Source organism: Martinezella sp. CNPSo 3890 (assembly GCF_057784455.1).
Map to the genome: position 1 here is coordinate 196233 of NZ_JBXSOR010000001.1, position 16837 is coordinate 213069.

The 16837-nt window shown below is 61.0% G+C and carries 17 protein-coding genes; 13 read left to right on the plus strand and 4 right to left on the minus strand.

From position 1 onward, the window contains the following. The first annotated feature begins 37 nt into the window (after window positions 1-37). The 8 genes from AC13RC_RS00940 (at window position 38) to AC13RC_RS00975 (ending at window position 7549) form a co-directional block, all read left to right on the plus strand. Window positions 38-385, plus strand: coding sequence for a VOC family protein (locus tag AC13RC_RS00940; protein ID WP_106996675.1), 348 nt, complete (start codon window positions 38-40; stop codon window positions 383-385). A gap of 156 nt (window positions 386-541) precedes the next feature. Beyond that, complete coding sequence (rirA, locus tag AC13RC_RS00945) at window positions 542-1030, plus strand: iron-responsive transcriptional regulator RirA (RefSeq protein ID WP_113330105.1); 489 nt, start codon at window positions 542-544, stop codon at window positions 1028-1030. A gap of 342 nt (window positions 1031-1372) precedes the next feature. Further along, entirely contained in the window at window positions 1373-2968 is a 1596-nt protein-coding gene (locus tag AC13RC_RS00950) for an ABC transporter substrate-binding protein (protein ID WP_113330106.1), read from the plus strand. 89 nt (window positions 2969-3057) lie between these two features. After that, window positions 3058-4062: an ABC transporter permease subunit gene (locus tag AC13RC_RS00955; RefSeq protein WP_113353798.1), complete on the plus strand. Its 1005-nt coding sequence runs from the start codon at window positions 3058-3060 to the stop codon at window positions 4060-4062. A 10-nt stretch (window positions 4063-4072) separates the two neighbouring features. Then, a complete protein-coding gene (locus AC13RC_RS00960) occupies window positions 4073-4981 on the plus strand; it encodes an ABC transporter permease subunit (protein ID WP_145322537.1) in 909 nt (302 codons plus the stop codon). Then, on the plus strand, window positions 4981-5997 hold the full coding sequence (locus AC13RC_RS00965; RefSeq protein WP_488556227.1) for an ABC transporter ATP-binding protein: 1017 nt from the start codon (window positions 4981-4983) through the stop codon (window positions 5995-5997). Before AC13RC_RS00960 ends, AC13RC_RS00965 begins: the two co-directional genes overlap by 1 nt. Next, a complete protein-coding gene (locus tag AC13RC_RS00970; protein ID WP_145322539.1) occupies window positions 5994-6947 on the plus strand; it encodes a peptide ABC transporter ATP-binding protein in 954 nt (317 codons plus the stop codon). The genes AC13RC_RS00965 and AC13RC_RS00970 overlap by 4 nt, the downstream gene beginning before the upstream one ends. Before the next feature lie 74 nt (window positions 6948-7021). Next, entirely contained in the window at window positions 7022-7549 is a 528-nt protein-coding gene (locus tag AC13RC_RS00975) for a gluconokinase (protein ID WP_488556228.1), read from the plus strand. Window positions 7550-7558: 9 nt separating this feature from the next. Here AC13RC_RS00975 and AC13RC_RS00980 read toward each other — a convergent pair whose 3' ends face one another. The 3 genes from AC13RC_RS00980 to AC13RC_RS00990 all read right to left on the minus strand — a co-directional run bounded on the left by AC13RC_RS00980 (window position 7559) and on the right by AC13RC_RS00990 (window position 10474). Beyond that, window positions 7559-8806 carry an NAD(P)/FAD-dependent oxidoreductase gene (locus AC13RC_RS00980; RefSeq protein ID WP_488556229.1) on the minus strand — a complete coding sequence of 416 codons (1248 nt, stop codon included), beginning with the start codon at window positions 8804-8806 and terminating at the stop codon, window positions 7559-7561. 118 nt (window positions 8807-8924) lie between these two features. After that, window positions 8925-9422 carry an isoprenylcysteine carboxyl methyltransferase family protein gene (locus AC13RC_RS00985; protein ID WP_488556230.1) on the minus strand — a complete coding sequence of 166 codons (498 nt, stop codon included), beginning with the start codon at window positions 9420-9422 and terminating at the stop codon, window positions 8925-8927. After that, window positions 9422-10474 carry a type III polyketide synthase gene (locus AC13RC_RS00990; protein WP_488556231.1) on the minus strand — a complete coding sequence of 351 codons (1053 nt, stop codon included), beginning with the start codon at window positions 10472-10474 and terminating at the stop codon, window positions 9422-9424. Before AC13RC_RS00990 ends, AC13RC_RS00985 begins: the two co-directional genes overlap by 1 nt. 197 nt (window positions 10475-10671) lie before the next feature. Here AC13RC_RS00990 and AC13RC_RS00995 point away from each other — a divergent pair, with 197 nt between their 5' ends. The 5 genes from AC13RC_RS00995 (at window position 10672) to AC13RC_RS01015 (ending at window position 15174) form a co-directional block, all read left to right on the plus strand. Further along, the gene (locus tag AC13RC_RS00995) at window positions 10672-11214 is read left to right on the plus strand and encodes a tetratricopeptide repeat protein (protein ID WP_152093686.1); all 543 of its coding nucleotides are present in this window, start codon (window positions 10672-10674) and stop codon (window positions 11212-11214) included. Window positions 11215-11276: 62 nt separating this feature from the next. Further along, complete coding sequence (locus AC13RC_RS01000) at window positions 11277-11921, plus strand: RNA polymerase sigma factor (RefSeq protein WP_152093685.1); 645 nt, start codon at window positions 11277-11279, stop codon at window positions 11919-11921. Beyond that, on the plus strand, window positions 11914-12717 hold the full coding sequence (locus AC13RC_RS01005) for an anti-sigma factor family protein (protein WP_488556232.1): 804 nt from the start codon (window positions 11914-11916) through the stop codon (window positions 12715-12717). Before AC13RC_RS01000 ends, AC13RC_RS01005 begins: the two co-directional genes overlap by 8 nt. A gap of 145 nt (window positions 12718-12862) precedes the next feature. Continuing rightward, entirely contained in the window at window positions 12863-14440 is a 1578-nt protein-coding gene (locus tag AC13RC_RS01010) for a Ppx/GppA phosphatase family protein (RefSeq protein WP_488556233.1), read from the plus strand. Then, on the plus strand, window positions 14437-15174 hold the full coding sequence (locus AC13RC_RS01015; protein ID WP_145322554.1) for an RlmE family RNA methyltransferase: 738 nt from the start codon (window positions 14437-14439) through the stop codon (window positions 15172-15174). Before AC13RC_RS01010 ends, AC13RC_RS01015 begins: the two co-directional genes overlap by 4 nt. 77 nt (window positions 15175-15251) lie before the next feature. Here the strand turns inward: AC13RC_RS01015 and AC13RC_RS01020 are convergent, their stop codons facing one another. Then, window positions 15252-16682, minus strand: a complete 1431-nt coding sequence (locus AC13RC_RS01020) for an MFS transporter (RefSeq protein ID WP_113353804.1) — start codon at window positions 16680-16682, stop codon at window positions 15252-15254. Window positions 16683-16837: the final 155 nt, after the last annotated feature.

A 16837-nucleotide genomic window follows, 5' to 3' on the forward strand; every position in this document is an offset into this window, starting at 1 on the left:
ATCTAGAACAAAACAAGAACAACGGGAGGGCTGAGCGATGGCCATGACCTATCAGATCGACTATCTCGAATTTCCGTCGAAAGATGGCCTGAAGACCCGCCGCTTCTTCGAGGAAGCCTTCGACTGGAGCTTCGTCAGCTATGGGCCGACCTACCATGTCATCGAGGCGGCCGGAATAGATGCCGGCATTGACGGAGATGCGGGGGAGGCGGCCGGCACGCCTTTGCCCGTCGTGCGCACCACCGATCTGGAGGCCGCACAGCGCGCCGTCGAATTTGCCGGCGGCGTCATCACCCGTCCGGCTTTCGATTTTCCGGGCGGCCGTCGGTTTCATTTCCGCGAGCCGGGCGGCTGCGAAATGGCGGTCTGGATTTCCGTGCCATGAGCTTCGGGGCATCGCCGATTGGAGGTCGGCAGGGGCTGGAGGGCAGGCTTTCTAAATAAGCTGAATATGAATTTCATATTTTGGAATTGTTCAAAACTAAGAAAGCCACTATATACGGGGTCAGCCCCTAAGCAGCCTTGATTCCAGGAGATCGGCATGCGCTTGACCAAGCAGACCAATTACGCCGTGCGTATGCTGATGTATTGCGCCGCCAATGAAGGCCATCTCAGCCGCATCCCGGAGATCGCCAAGGCATACAGCGTGTCCGAGCTGTTCCTCTTCAAGATCCTGCAGCCGCTGACCAAGGCAGGTCTCGTTGAAACTGTGCGTGGCCGCAATGGCGGTGTGCGGCTTGCGAAGCCGGCGACCGATATCAGCCTGTTCGACGTTGTCCGCGTCACCGAGGACAGTTTCGCCATGGCGGAGTGCTTCGAGGATGGGGTGGTGGAATGCCCGCTAGTCGATAGCTGCGGCCTCAACTCGGCGTTGCGCAAGGCGCTCAATGCTTTCTTCGACGTTCTGACCGAATATTCCATCGACGACCTCGTCAAGGCCCGCCCGCAGATCAACTTCCTGCTCGGCCTCACCGACAAAGATCACAAGGCGATTGCGAAGAAGCCGGTGGTCGCGGCCCCGGCCGCCTAATCGGTTATCCGAAGTTCGGTCATGTTTTGGTCCGCAGTTACCGCCGGTAGCTGCGGATTTTCGTTTGTATTGCCTCCTATCCGGGCAATAGGCCGTTGGCGGATGGAAAGAGGAAAACGGCAAATCATTCTGAATCAACCAAAAGCACGTAATTTTTTGCCAGAAAATTACCAATTCAAAGGTTTTTTCGCCCAAAAATTTCCAAACTATAGAAATTGGAAAAATTTTAGGCGGCGCTTGTTGCTTTCAAACTTAAAATAAAGTTCCATCGGCGCGATCCGGATGGGAACCTCTGGTGGTGTCCACGGCTTCAAAAGAATAACAAATCTGGGAAACGATATCATGAAAAAGATTTCTGTCCTGCTGGCAGTGACAGCCTTGGCTTCGGTCATGGCGACGTCCGCCTGGTCGAAAACGCTTGTCTATTGCTCGGAAGGTTCGCCGGAAGGTTTCGATCCCGGCATCTATACCGCCGGCACCACATTTGATGCTTCCTCGCGCACGGTTTATAGCCGTCTTGTCGAATTCAAGCACGGCAGCACCGAGATCGAACCCGGCCTCGCCGAAAGCTGGACCGTTTCCCCCGACGGCAAGGAATACACCTTCAAGCTTCGCAAGGGCGTGAAGTTCCAGACGACCGATTTCTTCACGCCGACGCGTGACCTCAATGCCGACGACGTCATCTTCTCGATCGGCCGTCAGCTCGGTACGGACAATCCGTGGGCCAAGTATGTTGCCGGCGGTTCCTATGAATATGCCGACGGCATGGGCTTCCCCAAGCTCATCAAGTCGATCGACAAGGTCGATGACCTCACCGTCAAGTTCGTTCTGAACCGTCCGGAAGCTCCGTTCCTCGCCGACCTCGCCATGGACTTCGCCTCGATCCTGTCGAAGGAATATGCAGACAAGCTGCAGGCCGACAAGAAGATGGAGCAGATGAACCAGCAGCCGCTCGGCACCGGCGCGTTCACCTTCGTCGCCTACCAGCCGGATGCCGTCATCCGCTACAAGGCGAACGAAACCTACTTCAAGGGCAAGGAGAAGATCGACGATCTCGTCTTCGCGATTACGCCGGATGCATCCGTCCGCGCGCAGAAGCTGAAGTCCGGCGAATGCAACCTCATGCCTTACCCGAACGCCGCCGACATCAAGGATCTGAAGGCTGACAAGAACCTCAAGGTTCTCGAACAGGCCGGCCTGAACGTTTCCTACCTCGCCTACAACACGCTCGTTGCGCCGTTCGACAAGGTCGAAGTTCGCAAGGCGATCAACATGGCCGTCAACAAGCAGGCCATCGTTGATGCCGTCTTCCAGGGTTCCGGCAAGGTTGCGACCAACCCGATCCCGCCGACCATGTGGTCCTACAACAAGGACGTGAAGGACGACGCCTACAATCCGGACGAAGCCAAGAAGCTGCTTGAAAAGGCTGGCGTCAAGGATTTGAGCATGAAGATCTGGGCAATGCCGGTTTCGCGTCCGTACATGCTGAACGCCCGCCGCGCTGCCGAACTCATGCAGGCAGACCTGGCCAAGATCGGCGTCAAGGTCGAGATCGTCACCTATGACTGGGCTCAGTACCTGAAGCTCTCTTCCGCCAAGGACCGCGACGGTGCGGCCATCCTCGGTTGGACGGGTGACAACGGCGATCCGGACAACTTCCTTGACACGCTTCTCGGCTGCGATGCCGTCGGCGGCAACAACCGCGCGCAGTGGTGCAACAAGGAATTCGACGATCTCGTGAAGAAGGCCAAGCAGACAGCCGACGTCAAGGAGCGCACCAAGCTCTACGAACAGGCTCAGGTCGTCTTCAAGCGCGAAGCTCCCTGGATGACCATCGACCATTCGGAAGAGTTCATCCCGATGACGAAGAATGTCTCCGGCTACTTCCAGGATCCGGTCGGCGTTCACCGCTTCGATGGCGTCGATATCGCCGAATAACGAAAAATCTGTGAGAATGCCCGGCTAAGACCGGGCGACCCGGCGGTCAGACACCCTGTCTGACCGCCGGAAAAATTTGGACATCTGCCATGTTGCGATTTCTTCTCAGCCGGCTAGCGGTGCTGATCCCGACATTTCTCGGCGTATCGATCGTCGCCTTCTCCTTCATCCGCCTGCTTCCCGGCGATCCCGTCATGCTGCTGTCGGGCGAACGCGTCATGTCGCCGGAACGTCATGCGCAAATCTCCCACGATCTCGGCTACGACCAGCCGATGGTGGTACAGTACGGCCGATATATCTGGAACGCCCTGCATGGCGACCTCGGTACCTCGATCACCACCAAGCGCGATGTGCTGACCGACTTCCTGACTTTCTTCCCGGCAACGCTCGAATTGTCGATCTGCGCCATGATCCTTGCGATCTGTCTTGGCATTCCGGCCGGCGTTTTCGCCGCCGTCAAGCGCGGCACATGGTTCGATCAAAGCGTCATGGGTGTGGCTCTTGTCGGCTATTCCATGCCGATCTTCTGGTGGGGCCTGCTGCTGATCATCGTCTTCAACGGCTATCTGCACTGGACGCCGGTTTCCGGCCGCATCGGCCTCATCTATTTCTTCAAGCCGATCACCGGCTTCATGCTGATCGATAGCCTCCTGTCCGGTCAGAAGGGCGCCTTCTGGTCCGCTTTGAATTCGCTGATCCTGCCGACCATCGTGCTCGGCACCATTCCGCTCGCCGTCATTGCGCGCCAGACGCGCTCCGCCATGCTGGAAGTGCTGGGCGAGGATTATGTGCGCACGGCGCGCTCCAAGGGCCTGTCGCCACTGCGCGTCGTTTCCGTGCATGCGTTGCGAAATGCGATGATCCCCGTCGTCACTACGATCGGCCTGCAGGTCGGCGTGCTGCTTGGCGGCGCCATCCTGACGGAAAGCATCTTCTCCTGGCCCGGTATCGGCAAATGGATGATCGACGCCGTCTTCAAGCGCGACTATCCGGTGGTGCAGGGTGGCCTGTTGCTGATCGCTGGCATCGTCATGCTCGTCAATCTTGCTGTCGACCTGCTCTACGGCTTCGTCAACCCACGCATTCGTCACTAGGAGCGGCCCCATGAGCACGGTTAGCGTCAAAACGGTTAGTGTCAAATCCGACCGTCCTTCCGCTCTTGCGGAGTTCTGGTATTATTTCTCTCGCAACAAAGGCGCCGTCATCGGCCTTGCGATCTTCCTCTTCGTCCTTTGTCTGGCAATCTTTGCCGGCGTCGTGGCGCCTCACAATCCCGATGCCGCTTACGGCAGCGACATGCAGCGCCTGCCGCCAGCTTGGGCGGAGGGCAGCAACAGCAGTTTCCTGCTCGGCACCGATGCCAATGGTCGCGATCTCCTGTCGCGCCTCATCTACGGCACGCGCTTCTCGCTGTTTATCGGCCTCGTCGTTGCCTCGCTTTCGGCGATCGCCGGCATCTTGATCGGCCTTGTCGCCGGCTACGCCCGTGGCCGCATCGATACGATCATAATGCGCATCATGGACATCATTCTTGCCATCCCGTCATTGCTGCTTGCCCTGGTGCTGGTGGCAATCCTCGGACCGGGCCTGACCAATGCGATGATCGCGATCTCCATCGTCAACCAGCCGCATTTCGTTCGTCTGACCCGCGCTTCCGTCATGGCAGAGCGCGACAAGGAATATGTCATCGCCTCGCGTGTTGCCGGCGCCGGTCCTCTGCGGCTGATGTTCAAGACGATCCTGCCGAATTGCCTCGGTCCGCTGATCGTGCAGGCGACGCTTGCCTTTTCGGCCGCCATTCTCGATGCCGCAGCCCTCGGCTTTCTCGGTCAAGGCGCCCAGCCGCCGACGCCGGAATGGGGCACGATGCTCGCCGACTCGCGCGAATTCTTCCAGAGCAACCCTTGGCTCGTTACTTTCCCCGGTCTCTGTATCCTGATTACCGTTCTCGCCATCAACCTGATGGGCGACGGCCTGCGCGATGCGTTCGACCCGAAGCTGAAGAGGTCGTAATGGCACTCCTCGATATTGAAAACCTATCCGTTGAATTCCAGACTTCGTCCGGCCTGTTCCGGGCGGTCGATGGCGTTTCGCTCACCTGCGACAAGGGAGAAATCCTCTCGATCGTCGGCGAATCCGGTTCCGGCAAATCCGTCTCCATGCTTGCCATGATGGGCCTTCTGCCCTGGACGGCGAAGATCACCGCCGACCGCATGATGTTCGATGGCAAGGATCTGCGCGGCATTTCCTCGCGCCAGCGCCGTAAGATCATCGGCAAGGACATGGCAATGATCTTCCAGGAACCCATGTCGAGCCTCAATCCGTGCTTCACGGTCGGCTTCCAGCTCGGCGAGACACTGCGCATCCACATGGGCCTCGACCGTAAAGCGCGCCGCCAGCGTTCGATCGAACTGCTGAATCTCGTCGGCATTCCAGCTCCCGAGGATCGTCTGTCGAACTTTCCGCATCAGATGTCTGGTGGCATGAGCCAGCGCGTCATGATCGCCATGGCACTCGCCTGCAATCCGAAGCTTCTGATCGCCGATGAGCCCACGACCGCGCTCGACGTGACGATCCAGGCGCAGATCCTCGACCTGCTCGTGCGCCTGCAGCGGGAGCAGGGCATGGCGCTCGTGCTCATTACCCATGACATGGGCGTCGTCGCCGAAACGGCGGAGCGCGTCCAGGTGCAATATGCCGGCCAGAAGGTCGAGGAGCAGCCGGTCAAGGAACTGTTCCGCGATCCGCATCATCCCTATACGGCAGCCCTTCTTTCGGCTCTGCCGGAACGTGCCGAAGTCGGCGAGCGTCTGCCGTCGATCGCCGGCGTCGTTCCCGGCCAGCACGATCGTCCCAGGGGCTGTCTCTTTGCGCCGCGCTGCTCCTTTGCAACGCCGGAATGCGACAAGGGCGTCAAGCGTCAGGGGCCTGAACTGGGCGTAACCCTATGCAATTATCCGCTGCAACATGGCAAGCCGCTCGGCCACCCCGGGATTGCCGCCACGCAAAAAGCAGGAGGTGCCGCATGACCGGCGCTGTTCTCGAAGGGCGCGATCTCGCCCGTTTCTACACCGTCAAGCGCGGCACCTTCAAACCGGAAGCAACCGTCAAGGCGCTGAACGGCGTCAGCTTCAGCCTGCAGTCGGGCCGCACGCTCGCTGTCGTCGGCGAATCCGGCTGCGGTAAATCGACGCTCGCCCGTCTGGTGACGATGATCGAAAATCCGACGGCCGGCGAATTGCTGATCGACGGCAAGCCCGCCAGGCTCGGCGATCGCAGCCTGCGCAGCGCCGTGCAGATCGTGTTCCAGAACCCCTATGGCTCGCTGAACCCGCGTCAGAAGGTCGGCTCCATCCTGGAAGAGCCACTGAAGATCAACACGGATGATGATGCCGCGACCCGCCGCCGCAAGGTGGAGGAGATGATGGCGCGCGTCGGTCTGCGCCCGGAACACTACGATCGTTATCCGCATATGTTCTCGGGCGGCCAGCGCCAGCGCATCGCCATCGCACGCGCCCTGATGCTGCGGCCGAAGGTGCTGGTGCTCGATGAGCCGGTGTCCGCACTCGATCTGTCGATTCAGGCGCAGGTGCTGAACTTGCTGATGGACCTGCAGAAAGAGATGGGCCTTGCCTACCTCTTTATCTCGCATGGCCTTTCCGTCGTCCGTCACATCGCAGACGACGTGATGGTTATGTATCTCGGACGCCCGGTGGAAACCGGCACGGCGGAAGAGGTCTTCACCCGGCCGCGCCATCCCTATACGGCCGCCCTTCTGTCGGCGACGCCGATCGCCGATCCGGATCGCGAAAAGAACCGCATCCGCCTTCAGGGCGAATTGCCGTCGCCGCTCAATCCGCCGAAGGGCTGCCACTTCAATCCGCGCTGCTGGCGTGCCCAGGACAAGTGCCGGCAGGTCGAACCGGAACTCGCGGGCGAGGGAACGCATAAATTTTCCTGTTTCTTTCCGCTGGATTGATCCAAGTTGTGAGTCGGGCACGGCTGGCGAGACCGGTCGTGCCCCGTTCAAGTCAATCATTCCGGACAGGCCTTATGCGCGATAATCAAGACATTCCCCTTGCCATCATCGTTATGGGTGTGAGCGGCAGTGGCAAATCCTCAATCGGTGAGGGTGTCGCGGCCAAGCTTGGCATCCATTTTATCGAAGGCGATGCTCTGCATCCGGCCGCCAATGTCGAGAAGATGAGCAAGGGCATCCCCCTGACGGACGAGGATCGTTGGCCCTGGCTCGAAAAGATCGGTCAGGAAATATCGGTAAGCATTGCGAAAAACGAGGGAGTTGTCGTTACCTGCTCGGCGCTCAAGCGTGTCTATCGCGAACGCCTGCGGGCGTCTGCCGGCGGCCATCTCTATTTCATCTATCTCGAAGGCTCGAAGGAGCTGCTGACGAAGCGCATGGGCGAGCGCAAGGGGCATTTCATGCCGGCGTCACTGCTCGAAAGCCAGCTGCAGACTTTGGAAGTGCCGACCGGCGAGCCCGGCGTCGTCACCGTCGACATCGACGCCACGATCCGGGAGATCGTCGATGCCTCTGTCAAAAGTCTCAAGGCTATTCTCTAAATCAAAAGCTCAGGGCGCAAACCGGCTAGGAGCATAAGCCGAAATATCGATGAACGGCGTCTCGCCGGTGATAAGTTCGGCGAGCACGCGGCCTGTCACCGGCCCGAGCGTCAGCCCGTGATGGGCATGCCCGAAGGCGAACCAAAGGCCGTTATGGCGCGGGGCCTTGCCGATGATCGGCATCATGTCGGGCGTGCAGGGGCGCGCGCCCATCCAGGGTTCCGGATCGAGCCGTTCGCCGAGCGGAAAGGTGGTGCGCGCGACGGCCTCCGCGCGATCGAGCTGCACCGGGGTCTTCGGTGCATCGCGCAGGGCGAATTCGGCGCCGGTCGTCAGCCGGATGCCCCGGCTCATCGGCGCCAGCAGATAGCCACGCTCGGCATCCAGCATCCAGTTGTTGAGAATGGCATTGCCCTCGGCGGCGTAATGCATGTGGTAGCCGCGCTTGACGCCGAGCGGGAAAGCATAGCCGAAGCGTTTCGTGACGATATCGGCCCAGGGGCCGAGTGCGACGACAACATCCTCCGCCTCGATCGATCCCTCCGCCGTCACCATTCTCCACGCCGAACCTGCCATGCCGAGCGAGACGGCATCCCCGGTCGTCACAAGGCCGCCAATGCTTTCGAAATATCGCCGATAGGCGGCTGTCAAACCGTGCGGGTCCAGCACCGACCAGGGATCGCGCCAGCGAAGTGCTCCGGCAAAGCTGCCTCTCAGATGCGGCTCGGCACTTGCGATCTCTGCGCTGTTCAGCGCGTCATAGCCGATGCCGAATTCGCGGCTGAGGCGCTCCGCCTCGGCAAATTCCGCGTCCCGCTTTTCGTTCGAACGGAACAGTTCCACCCAGCCGTTCTTGCGAATGAGCTCCTCGGCATGCGAGGCTTGGATGAGATCGTTGTGTTCGCTGACGGAATGTTCGATGAGCGGCGCATAGGCGCGTGAAATCATCTCGTGACGCTTGGTATTGGAGTTCCACCAATAGCGGGCAAGAAAGGCGATCTGCGCCGGCAGCGCGCGCAGATGGTAATGCGCGTCGATGCGGTTATTGAAGGCATAGCGCAGCAGCAGGCCGAATTGCTGCGGAAAGCCATAGGGCACCACGCCCTCGCGCTGGATGAGGCCGGCATTGCCGAAGGACGTTCCCTGACCCGGTGGCTGGCGATCGACGAGGACGACTTGCCGTCCCCGCCGCTGCAGATGGATTGCCGTCGAAACCCCGACGATACCAGCACCGAGAACGATTGCGTCCTTTGTCATCTCACCCTGCTATCCGCATGCTCATTGCATTGCTGCCCGGTCGCTCCGCATTGCCTGACCGCGCTCTAAGCATCGAAAATGCCTGCCAAATTTCAGTGGCGCAATTGAAAAATGCGGATCAGCTTGCAGTCTGTCGCAGGCAGGCGTTTTCGGCGCGGATGCGGATCGCAAGAATGATGCCGTTGAGCAGAGAAAAGATCGCGGCATAAAGCGGCATGCCGAAAGCGAGCGGCAAGACGGCGATCTCGCCGACGACAACGGCATAGTTCGGATGGCTGAGGAAGCGATAGGGTCCTTTGGTCACCAGCGCCGCGCGGGGCAGGATGATGATGCGTGTCGTCCAACGATCCTTGAGTGTCACCAGCACCCAGAGACGCAGTCCCTGCAGCACCATGAAGAGCACAAACCAGGCGGGATCGACCGACCGGCCGATGGCGAGCAACCACAATCCTATCAGCCATGCCGTATGCATCGCCACCATGAAGGGATAATGCTCCGGCGCATGTTCCCGAGCGCCGCGGGCAAGGAGCGCCGCGGTATTGTGCCTGGCATAGACGAGCTCTGCCAGCCGCTGCAGCGTCACGAAGGTCAGAAGCGCGATCGATGGCCACAGCATCACGCAACCCTCCTCAGGGTAATGCAGCTTGCCGAAAATCCCGGCCCCATGGCGAGTAGGGCGGAACGCTCCGGCAATCCGGCCGCAATCACCCGCTCCAGCACGAACAGCACGGTGGGAGAGGACATGTTGCCATAGTCGCCGATCACCTCGCGCTCGATATCGAGCGAACCTTCTTCAAGGCCGAGCGACTTCTCAAGGGCCGACAGCACCTTGGCGCCGCCGGGATGGCAAATGAAGCGGTCGACATCGGAGATCAAAAGCCTGAATCGCTCCAGAATCCCGGCAACCGCGCGCCTCAGATGCGTTTCGGCGAAGACCGGCAGTGATTGTTCGAGGATGATGCCAAAACCGGTATCGTCGATCTTCCAGCCCATGATGCCGAGGCTGTCGGGGAAAAGATGTTCGCCTGTCGCTTCGATTTCCGCAATGCCGCCTTCGCCGGCTCGCAGCACACAGGCTGCTGCTCCATCGCCGAACAGCGCGGTGGCTATAATGTTGGGCCGTGTCAGTTCGTCTAGGCGGAAGGCGAGCGAGCAGAGCTCGATCGCGACGAAGAGCACGACGGCGCCCGGCCGGCTTCTTGCCATCTTCGTCGCAACGGCAAGGCCCGATACGCCGGCAGCACAGCCGAGCCCGAAGATCGGCACGCGCTCGATATCCAGGCGGAAGCCCATCTCGCTCGCAAGCCGTGCCTCGAGGCTCGGCGTCGCAAGCCCTGTGGACGAGGCCGTGACGATGCAGTCGACCTTTCTGGCCTCGAGACCGGCCCGCTGTAGCGCTGCTGTTGCGGAGCGGCGGAAAAGCTCGGAGGCCACCTCCGTATAGGCAGCCATGCGATCCTGCCAGCCATGCGGCTCTTCGAACCAGGAAAGGGGCCGCGCCACATGGCGCTTGCGAATGCCGGTGCTCTCGAACACGCGCGCGAGATACTTGAAATCCTGAAAACGGTCCGAGAACAGACGGCCCGCCGTCTCGGCAGCGTCGGTCTGGAGGATGATGTTGTCGGGCGTTGCGACGGCAAGGCCTAGAAGTTTGACGGTATCGGTCACGAGTGTCTCCTGTGCCCTTGAGGGGCATGTCGGCTGAAACACGCGATAGAGGTGGTCTATTCGATGCCGGAGCAGTCACGAAAGAGTGACGGCGTCTCGACATAGGATGCGTCGAAAAAATTCTCGAGTCGTTCGAATAAAATATGCAGACGGTGTGTTCTCCCCTCGCAACGTTCATTTTGCCAAGGAGACATTCCATGACGACCAAAGCATTTCGCCTGGCTTCCATCGCCCTCGGTGCAGGCCTGACCGTCGGCGCTTTCGCCGTTCCCGTCTTCGCCGCCGGCGACGATTCCAGCACGACGCCGACCTGCAAGAAGGGCGAGATCTACGATCAGAAGGCGAAGAAGTGCGTCAAGCAGCAGAGCGCCAATGTCACCGACGAAAACCGCGCCGACTACGCCTATTCGCTCGCCAAGAAGGATCATCGCTACGAGGAAGCCCTGGCGGTTCTCGACACGATGAAGAACCCCAATACGGCGGAAGCGCTGAATTATCGCGGCTATGTTACCCGCAAGCTCGGCCGCACGGACGAAGGCATTTCCTATTACCAGAAGTCCGTCGCCATGGATCCGAAGTACACGCTGGTTCGTGAATATCTCGGCGAAGCCTACGTCATCAAGGGTCAGATGGACCTCGCCAAGGATCAGCTGAACACGATCAAGACGCTCTGCGGCAATACGAGCTGCGAGGAGTATCGCGATCTCCACGCCGCGATCATGAATCCGTCCAGCCTGTGATCGCAGGTCCAGGTCAGTGATAAAGACGGCAAGCAGGGAGCTTTGCGAGAGATATGGGAGTGATGCCGGTCGCTCGTGGTGCTATTTCTGCTTATAGTCTGACAGCAACGGAGCCGCCGAAAAGGTCGGCGGTTTCCGGACCTGCGAATGCCGCGGAGGATGTCATAGCGAGCGAAGAGGATATCAGGGCAGGCCTGTCCCAGCACCTGACGCGGCTGTGGCGCTATGGCGTGGTGCTGTCGCGCCAGCGCGACGTGGCCGACGATCTTGTGCAGGCGACCTGCGTCAGAGCTTTGGAGCGGGCGGCGCAGTTCACCGCCGGCACGAGGCTCGACCGCTGGCTGTTTGCCATTCTCCACTCGATCTGGCTGAACGAGGTCCGTTCGCGCCGGGTGCGTATGGGGCAGGGCTTCGTCGATGCCGATGAGACGCTGGTATTTGACGGCGCACAGGAAACCGAAACACGTGTTCTCGCCGGGCAGGTCTTGCAGCGCGTGCAGGCATTGCCGGAAGCGCAGCGCACTGCCGTGTTCCTGGCCTATGTCGAGGGGCTTTCCTATCGCGAAGTGGCCGAAATTCTCGATGTGCCGATCGGAACCGTCATGAGCCGGTTGGCGGCAGCGCGGGCGAAGCTCGCTGATGGCATGGGGGTGGCGGCTGACGGAAAAGCGTCCGGAGGTGGGCGACTGGGGAATGGAAATGAGTGAATTGAACAAAGGACAGACGGTTACGGACGAACAGCTCACCGCCTTCATCGATGGCGAGCTGGATGCTGCCGACCGCGATAGGATCGAGGGGCTAATCGCCAGCGACGAGCACGTGGCGGAGCGTTTCGATTTTTTGTCGCGCAGCACGCTGCCCTTTTCTGAAGCGTTTCAGCCGATGCTCGCCGAGGCGCCGGCTGCGAAGCTGGATGCCATGCTTGCCGCCATTCCCTCGTCAAAGGAAAGCAAGGTCCGCGCCGCTGGCATTGGCCGCCGTGGTTTCCTGGCCGCAATGGCCGCGAGTTTCGTAGCCGCCATCGCCATCGACCGCGCGGTGATCGGCGTCGGCCGTAAGCTTTCGAAGCCGGACGAGGATGCCGAATGGCGTGCCGTCGTGGCGGAATATCTTTCGCTCTATACGGCGGATACGCTGAGTGCTCCGGCCGGAGACCATGCGCAGCAGGTCGCGCAGTTGAATGAGGTCAGTGCCAAGTTGGATCTGCCGCTGGCGCCCGAAGCGATTGCCATGCCGGGCATAGAGTTCAAGCGTGCTCAGATCCTGAATTATGACAGCAAGCCACTCGCCCAGATCGCCTATCTCGATCCGGAAAGCGGCCCGATGGCACTGTGCATCGTTCGGTCCACCAGGGGTATGGCCGCGCCGGATATGGAAAATCGTCGCGGCATGAATGTCGTCTATTGGTCGAGCGCCACACACGCCTTCATGCTGATCGGTCACGCGCCGATCGACCGGATGCAGCAACTTGCGGCTGATGTCAGGGCGCACCTCATCGCCTGAGGGCTGTTTCCGGCGCGACTAAAATGGCGTGATTCAAAAAGAATTTGGCGAAAACCCATCCTGCTGGTATTCTTTGCCCAACGAAAATCGAACGAGCGCCAGCAGCATGCCCTCAAGGCCTTGCGCGGTGCGGTGGAAAAGATACGTGAGTGACCCCGAAAGCGGCCCAGCGCCGCAGGCAGACGGGGCGCCGGCAGCAGAGCGCAGGAAGGGTAAATCCTCCCGGCGCGCGAAGCGTAAGCGCGGTCATGGCCGCCCGAACGCTCATTCTGCGGAGGCTAGCCAGGCAGGTAAGTCCAGCCAGGTGGCGCAGCGCCCAGCAGAGGATGAGGCCGGCTCGCCGGCTAGAAAGCGCAAGCGCCGCCGCCGTGCACGCGGCGCAGCCCAGGGTGGCGCGCAGCCTTCTTCGTCAACACAGCAGTTTTCATCACAGGCGGAGCATCGCGCTTCGCCTGAGCATGGCCATCCCTCCTCGCATAAGAGCGGCAAGAATCGGCGCAAGCATCGCAGCAAGCGCGGCCTGCAGGGTCGGCCTCTCGTGCATGAGAAGACGGCGCAGATCGTCGCTCCAGCGAATACGCAGGCGAATGTCCACGCTCCGACCCACGACGATCACCGTCAGAACCGGCAGCCTCAGCCGCGACGTGAAGGCCAGGGGCAGCACCATTATGCCGAGGCTGATTCCCGTCCGCTCGATCTCTATGCCGCTCTCGATCTCGGCACCAACAATTGCCGTCTGCTGATCGCGCAGCCGACACGTCCGGGTCAGTTCCGAGTGGTTGATGCATTTTCCCGCATCGTGCGTCTTGGCGAAGGGCTCGGCGCCAGTGGCCGCCTCTCCAGCGATGCCATGGACCGCGCCGTGGAAGCGCTGCGCATCTGCGCGGCCAAGCTGAAGACCCGCGAGATCCGGCGCATGCGGCTGATCGCGACCGAGGCCTGCCGCGCCGCTGACAACGGCGAAGCGTTTCTAGCAAGGGTGACCGAAGAGACGGGATTGCGGCTCGAAATCATCGACCGCGAAACCGAGGCACGGCTTGCCGTTTCCGGTTGCTCGTCTCTTGTGGGGCCGGAAGCGCGCTCGGTCGTGCTGTTCGATATTGGCGGCGGCTCTTCGGAAATTGCCGTCATCCGCATCGGCGAGAATCGCTCCAGCCGCCTGGCCAATCACATCACCCATTGGACCTCGCTGCCCGTCGGTGTCGTCACGCTCTCCGAGCGGCATGGCGGTCGCGATGTAACGCCGGAGCTGTTCGAGACGATGGTATGTGAGGTTCAGCGCATGCTCGAGCGTTTCGATTGCCCGCCGGTTCATGGCGCCGCGCGTGACAGCGGCGACTTCCACTTGATCGGGACTTCAGGCACGGTGACAACGCTTGCAGGCGTCCATCTTGATCTGCCGCGCTACGATCGGCGCCGGGTCGATGGCGTCTGGCTGTCGGATGATGAAGTGAGTGCGATGCAGGCGAAGCTCCTGTCCTGGGATTTTGCCGGCCGCGCCGCCAATCCCTGCATCGGGCCGGATCGTGCCGATCTGGTACTGGCGGGTTGCGCCATTCTAGAGGCGATCCGCCGCCGCTGGCCGAGCCCGCGCATGCGCGTTGCTGATCGCGGCCTGCGCGAGGGACTGCTGACCGACATGATGGCAGACGACGGCGTTTGGCGGCGAGGCCGCTCGCGCCGGGGTCATCGACCGAGGGATATGAAGGGGCCGCAGACGTGACCAAGCCAACCATCGCCGGCAACCGCACGGGCCGCAAGCTCGGCCAGCGCGTCAAGAAAAAGAAGCTGAAGGCCTCGTCGCGGCAGTGGCTGCAACGCCATATCAACGATCCCTATGTGCAGCGCGCCCAGCTGGAAGGGTATCGCGCCCGCGCCGCTTTCAAGCTCCTGGAGATCGACGAGAAGCATCAGATCCTCAAGGGCGCGCGACGCATCATCGATCTGGGTGCCGCTCCGGGCAGCTGGTCACAGATCGCCGCCAAGGTGACCGACTCGACGGAGGAGGATATCCGCGTCGCCGCCATCGATTTCCTCGAAATGGCGCCGATACCCGGCGTCAGTATCCTGCAGCTCGATTTCCTCGATCCGACAGCGCCGCAGCGGCTGATCGATGCCGTCGGCGGCACGCCGGATCTCGTGATATCCGATATGGCGGCGCCGACGACGGGCCATCACCGCACCGACCATCTGCGCACGATGCATCTTTGCGAAGTGGCTGCGCATTTCGCCGTCGAGGTGCTGGCCGAAGGTGGCCATTTCCTTGCCAAGACCTTCCAGGGGGGTACCGAGCGTGACCTCTTGACCTTCCTGAAGCAGAATTTCCGTCAGGTCATCCATGTGAAGCCCGGCGCATCCAGAGCCGAGTCGGTGGAAATGTTCCTGCTGGCGAAGGGCTTCAAGGGCCGGAAGCCGGAAGGCGAGACAGAAGAGGCGGAAGCCGCCGCCGTGCGTTAAGTTCGGCGGCTCTCGATCCATGAATCGGCGAGATCTCGATTACGCTACGGCGTTGCCCAAGCGTAGGGATCGTGTTGTCATTTTGCGGCCGGCTGCTGCACCTGCGGCTGAAGGGCGGCGACGCGCTTGAGACCGGCCTTATGGCCGGAGACCATGGCACCGGCACTGCGATCCATCCGGATGAAGGGGATGGTCGCAAGTACGGTCAGAACCGAGATGCAGAAGAAGGCGATATGGAAATCGCGGACCTGCAGTTCCGTTCCGCTGAAGAAGGTCGAGGTTTCCAGGATCATGGCGGCGACGGCGACACCGAGCGCCAGGCTGATCTGCTGCATGACGGAGCTCATCGATGTCGCCTGGCTTGCCTGCTTGTCGTTGATATCGGCGAAGGCGAGCGCATTGATGCCGGTGAAGAAGAAGGAGCGCGAGAAGCCGCCAATCAGCAGGATGCCGACAATGATGAGGTGTGGCGTCCAGGGCTGGAAGAAGCCGGTGCAGATCGTCGTCAGGGTGGTGATGGCCGCGGCCGAAAGCAGCGCTGTCTTGAAGCCGACGGCGGTAAAGACCCGGCGGGCGATGAATTTCGTCGAGATCGCGCCGATGGCACCGGCAAAGGTGATGAGGCCGGACTGGAATGGATTGAGGCCGAAGCCGAGCTGCAGCATCAAGGGTGTCAGGAAGGGCATGGCGCCGATGCAGATGCGAAACAGCGTGCCGCCGGTGACCGAGGCGCGGAAGGTGGCGTTCTTCAGCAGCGTGAGATCGAGGATCGGGGCCGGGTGACGGCGCGCATGGCCGATATAGAGAAAGCCGCAGACGAAGCCGATGACGACGGCGGAGATGCCGATATAGGGCGGTAGAGCCGGCAGGCTGATGACGGACATGCCGAAGACTATGCCGGATGCGGCGAAAGAGGTCAGCAGGAAACCGATGACATCGAGCTTCGGCGGCATTGTCGCTTCCACATCGGGCAGGAAGATTGACGCCAAGATCACGCCGAGGATGCCGACGGGCACGTTGATCAGGAAGATCCAGTGCCAGGAAGCGTAGGTGGTGATGAAGCCGCCGAGCGGAGGACCGGCAAGCGGGCCTACGAGCGCGGGAATGGAGAGCAGCGCCATCGCCGAAACGAGATCGCTCTTCTGCGTGGTGCGCACCAGCACAAGGCGCCCGACCGGCGTCATCATCGAGCCGCCGACGCCCTGCAGGAAGCGGGCGAAGACGAATTCCACGAGGCCGCCCGAGAAGGCGCACATGATGGAGCCGATAACGAAGACACAGATGGCCACGCGGAAAATGTTCTTCGCGCCAAAGCGATCCGCCATCCAGCCGCTGATTGGGATGAAGACGGCCAGCGATACCATGTAGGAGGTCAGCGCCAGCTTTAGCGTGATCGGGCCGACATGCAGATCATTGGCGATGGCCGGCAGCGCTGTCGCGATGACGGTGGAATCCATCTGTTCCATGAAAAGGGCTACGGCGAGGATCAATGGAACGATGCGATTCATGGGCATCCGCCTTGATAGGTCTGTCTTCGGAAAGCCGCCGCTCAGGGTGCGATCAGCCGCTCTGTAGTCCTATGCGAGGCTGCTGCCAATCCTGGATTTTGCTCCATCAGCGCCTGGGGATCACGTCTTCGTGATATCCACTGCCGCATCGGGTG

What these genes read in the sequence shown, in the direction of transcription:
- AC13RC_RS01000 (WP_152093685.1), top strand. Translation starts at nt 11,277, where the DNA reads ATGCCGGTCGCTCGTGGTGCTATTTCTGCTTATAGTCTGACAGCAACG.
- AC13RC_RS00955 (WP_113353798.1), top strand. Translation starts at nt 3,058, where the DNA reads ATGTTGCGATTTCTTCTCAGCCGGCTAGCGGTGCTGATCCCGACATTT.
- AC13RC_RS00940 (WP_106996675.1), top strand. Translation starts at nt 38, where the DNA reads ATGGCCATGACCTATCAGATCGACTATCTCGAATTTCCGTCGAAAGAT.
- AC13RC_RS01005 (WP_488556232.1), top strand. Translation starts at nt 11,914, where the DNA reads ATGAGTGAATTGAACAAAGGACAGACGGTTACGGACGAACAGCTCACC.
- AC13RC_RS00960 (WP_145322537.1), top strand. Translation starts at nt 4,073, where the DNA reads ATGAGCACGGTTAGCGTCAAAACGGTTAGTGTCAAATCCGACCGTCCT.
- AC13RC_RS00965 (WP_488556227.1), top strand. Translation starts at nt 4,981, where the DNA reads ATGGCACTCCTCGATATTGAAAACCTATCCGTTGAATTCCAGACTTCG.
- AC13RC_RS00970 (WP_145322539.1), top strand. Translation starts at nt 5,994, where the DNA reads ATGACCGGCGCTGTTCTCGAAGGGCGCGATCTCGCCCGTTTCTACACC.
- AC13RC_RS01020 (WP_113353804.1), bottom strand. Translation starts at nt 16,682, where the DNA reads ATGAATCGCATCGTTCCATTGATCCTCGCCGTAGCCCTTTTCATGGAA.
- AC13RC_RS00950 (WP_113330106.1), top strand. Translation starts at nt 1,373, where the DNA reads ATGAAAAAGATTTCTGTCCTGCTGGCAGTGACAGCCTTGGCTTCGGTC.
- rirA (WP_113330105.1), top strand. Translation starts at nt 542, where the DNA reads ATGCGCTTGACCAAGCAGACCAATTACGCCGTGCGTATGCTGATGTAT.
- AC13RC_RS00980 (WP_488556229.1), bottom strand. Translation starts at nt 8,806, where the DNA reads ATGACAAAGGACGCAATCGTTCTCGGTGCTGGTATCGTCGGGGTTTCG.
- AC13RC_RS00975 (WP_488556228.1), top strand. Translation starts at nt 7,022, where the DNA reads ATGCGCGATAATCAAGACATTCCCCTTGCCATCATCGTTATGGGTGTG.
- AC13RC_RS00985 (WP_488556230.1), bottom strand. Translation starts at nt 9,422, where the DNA reads ATGCTGTGGCCATCGATCGCGCTTCTGACCTTCGTGACGCTGCAGCGG.
- AC13RC_RS00995 (WP_152093686.1), top strand. Translation starts at nt 10,672, where the DNA reads ATGACGACCAAAGCATTTCGCCTGGCTTCCATCGCCCTCGGTGCAGGC.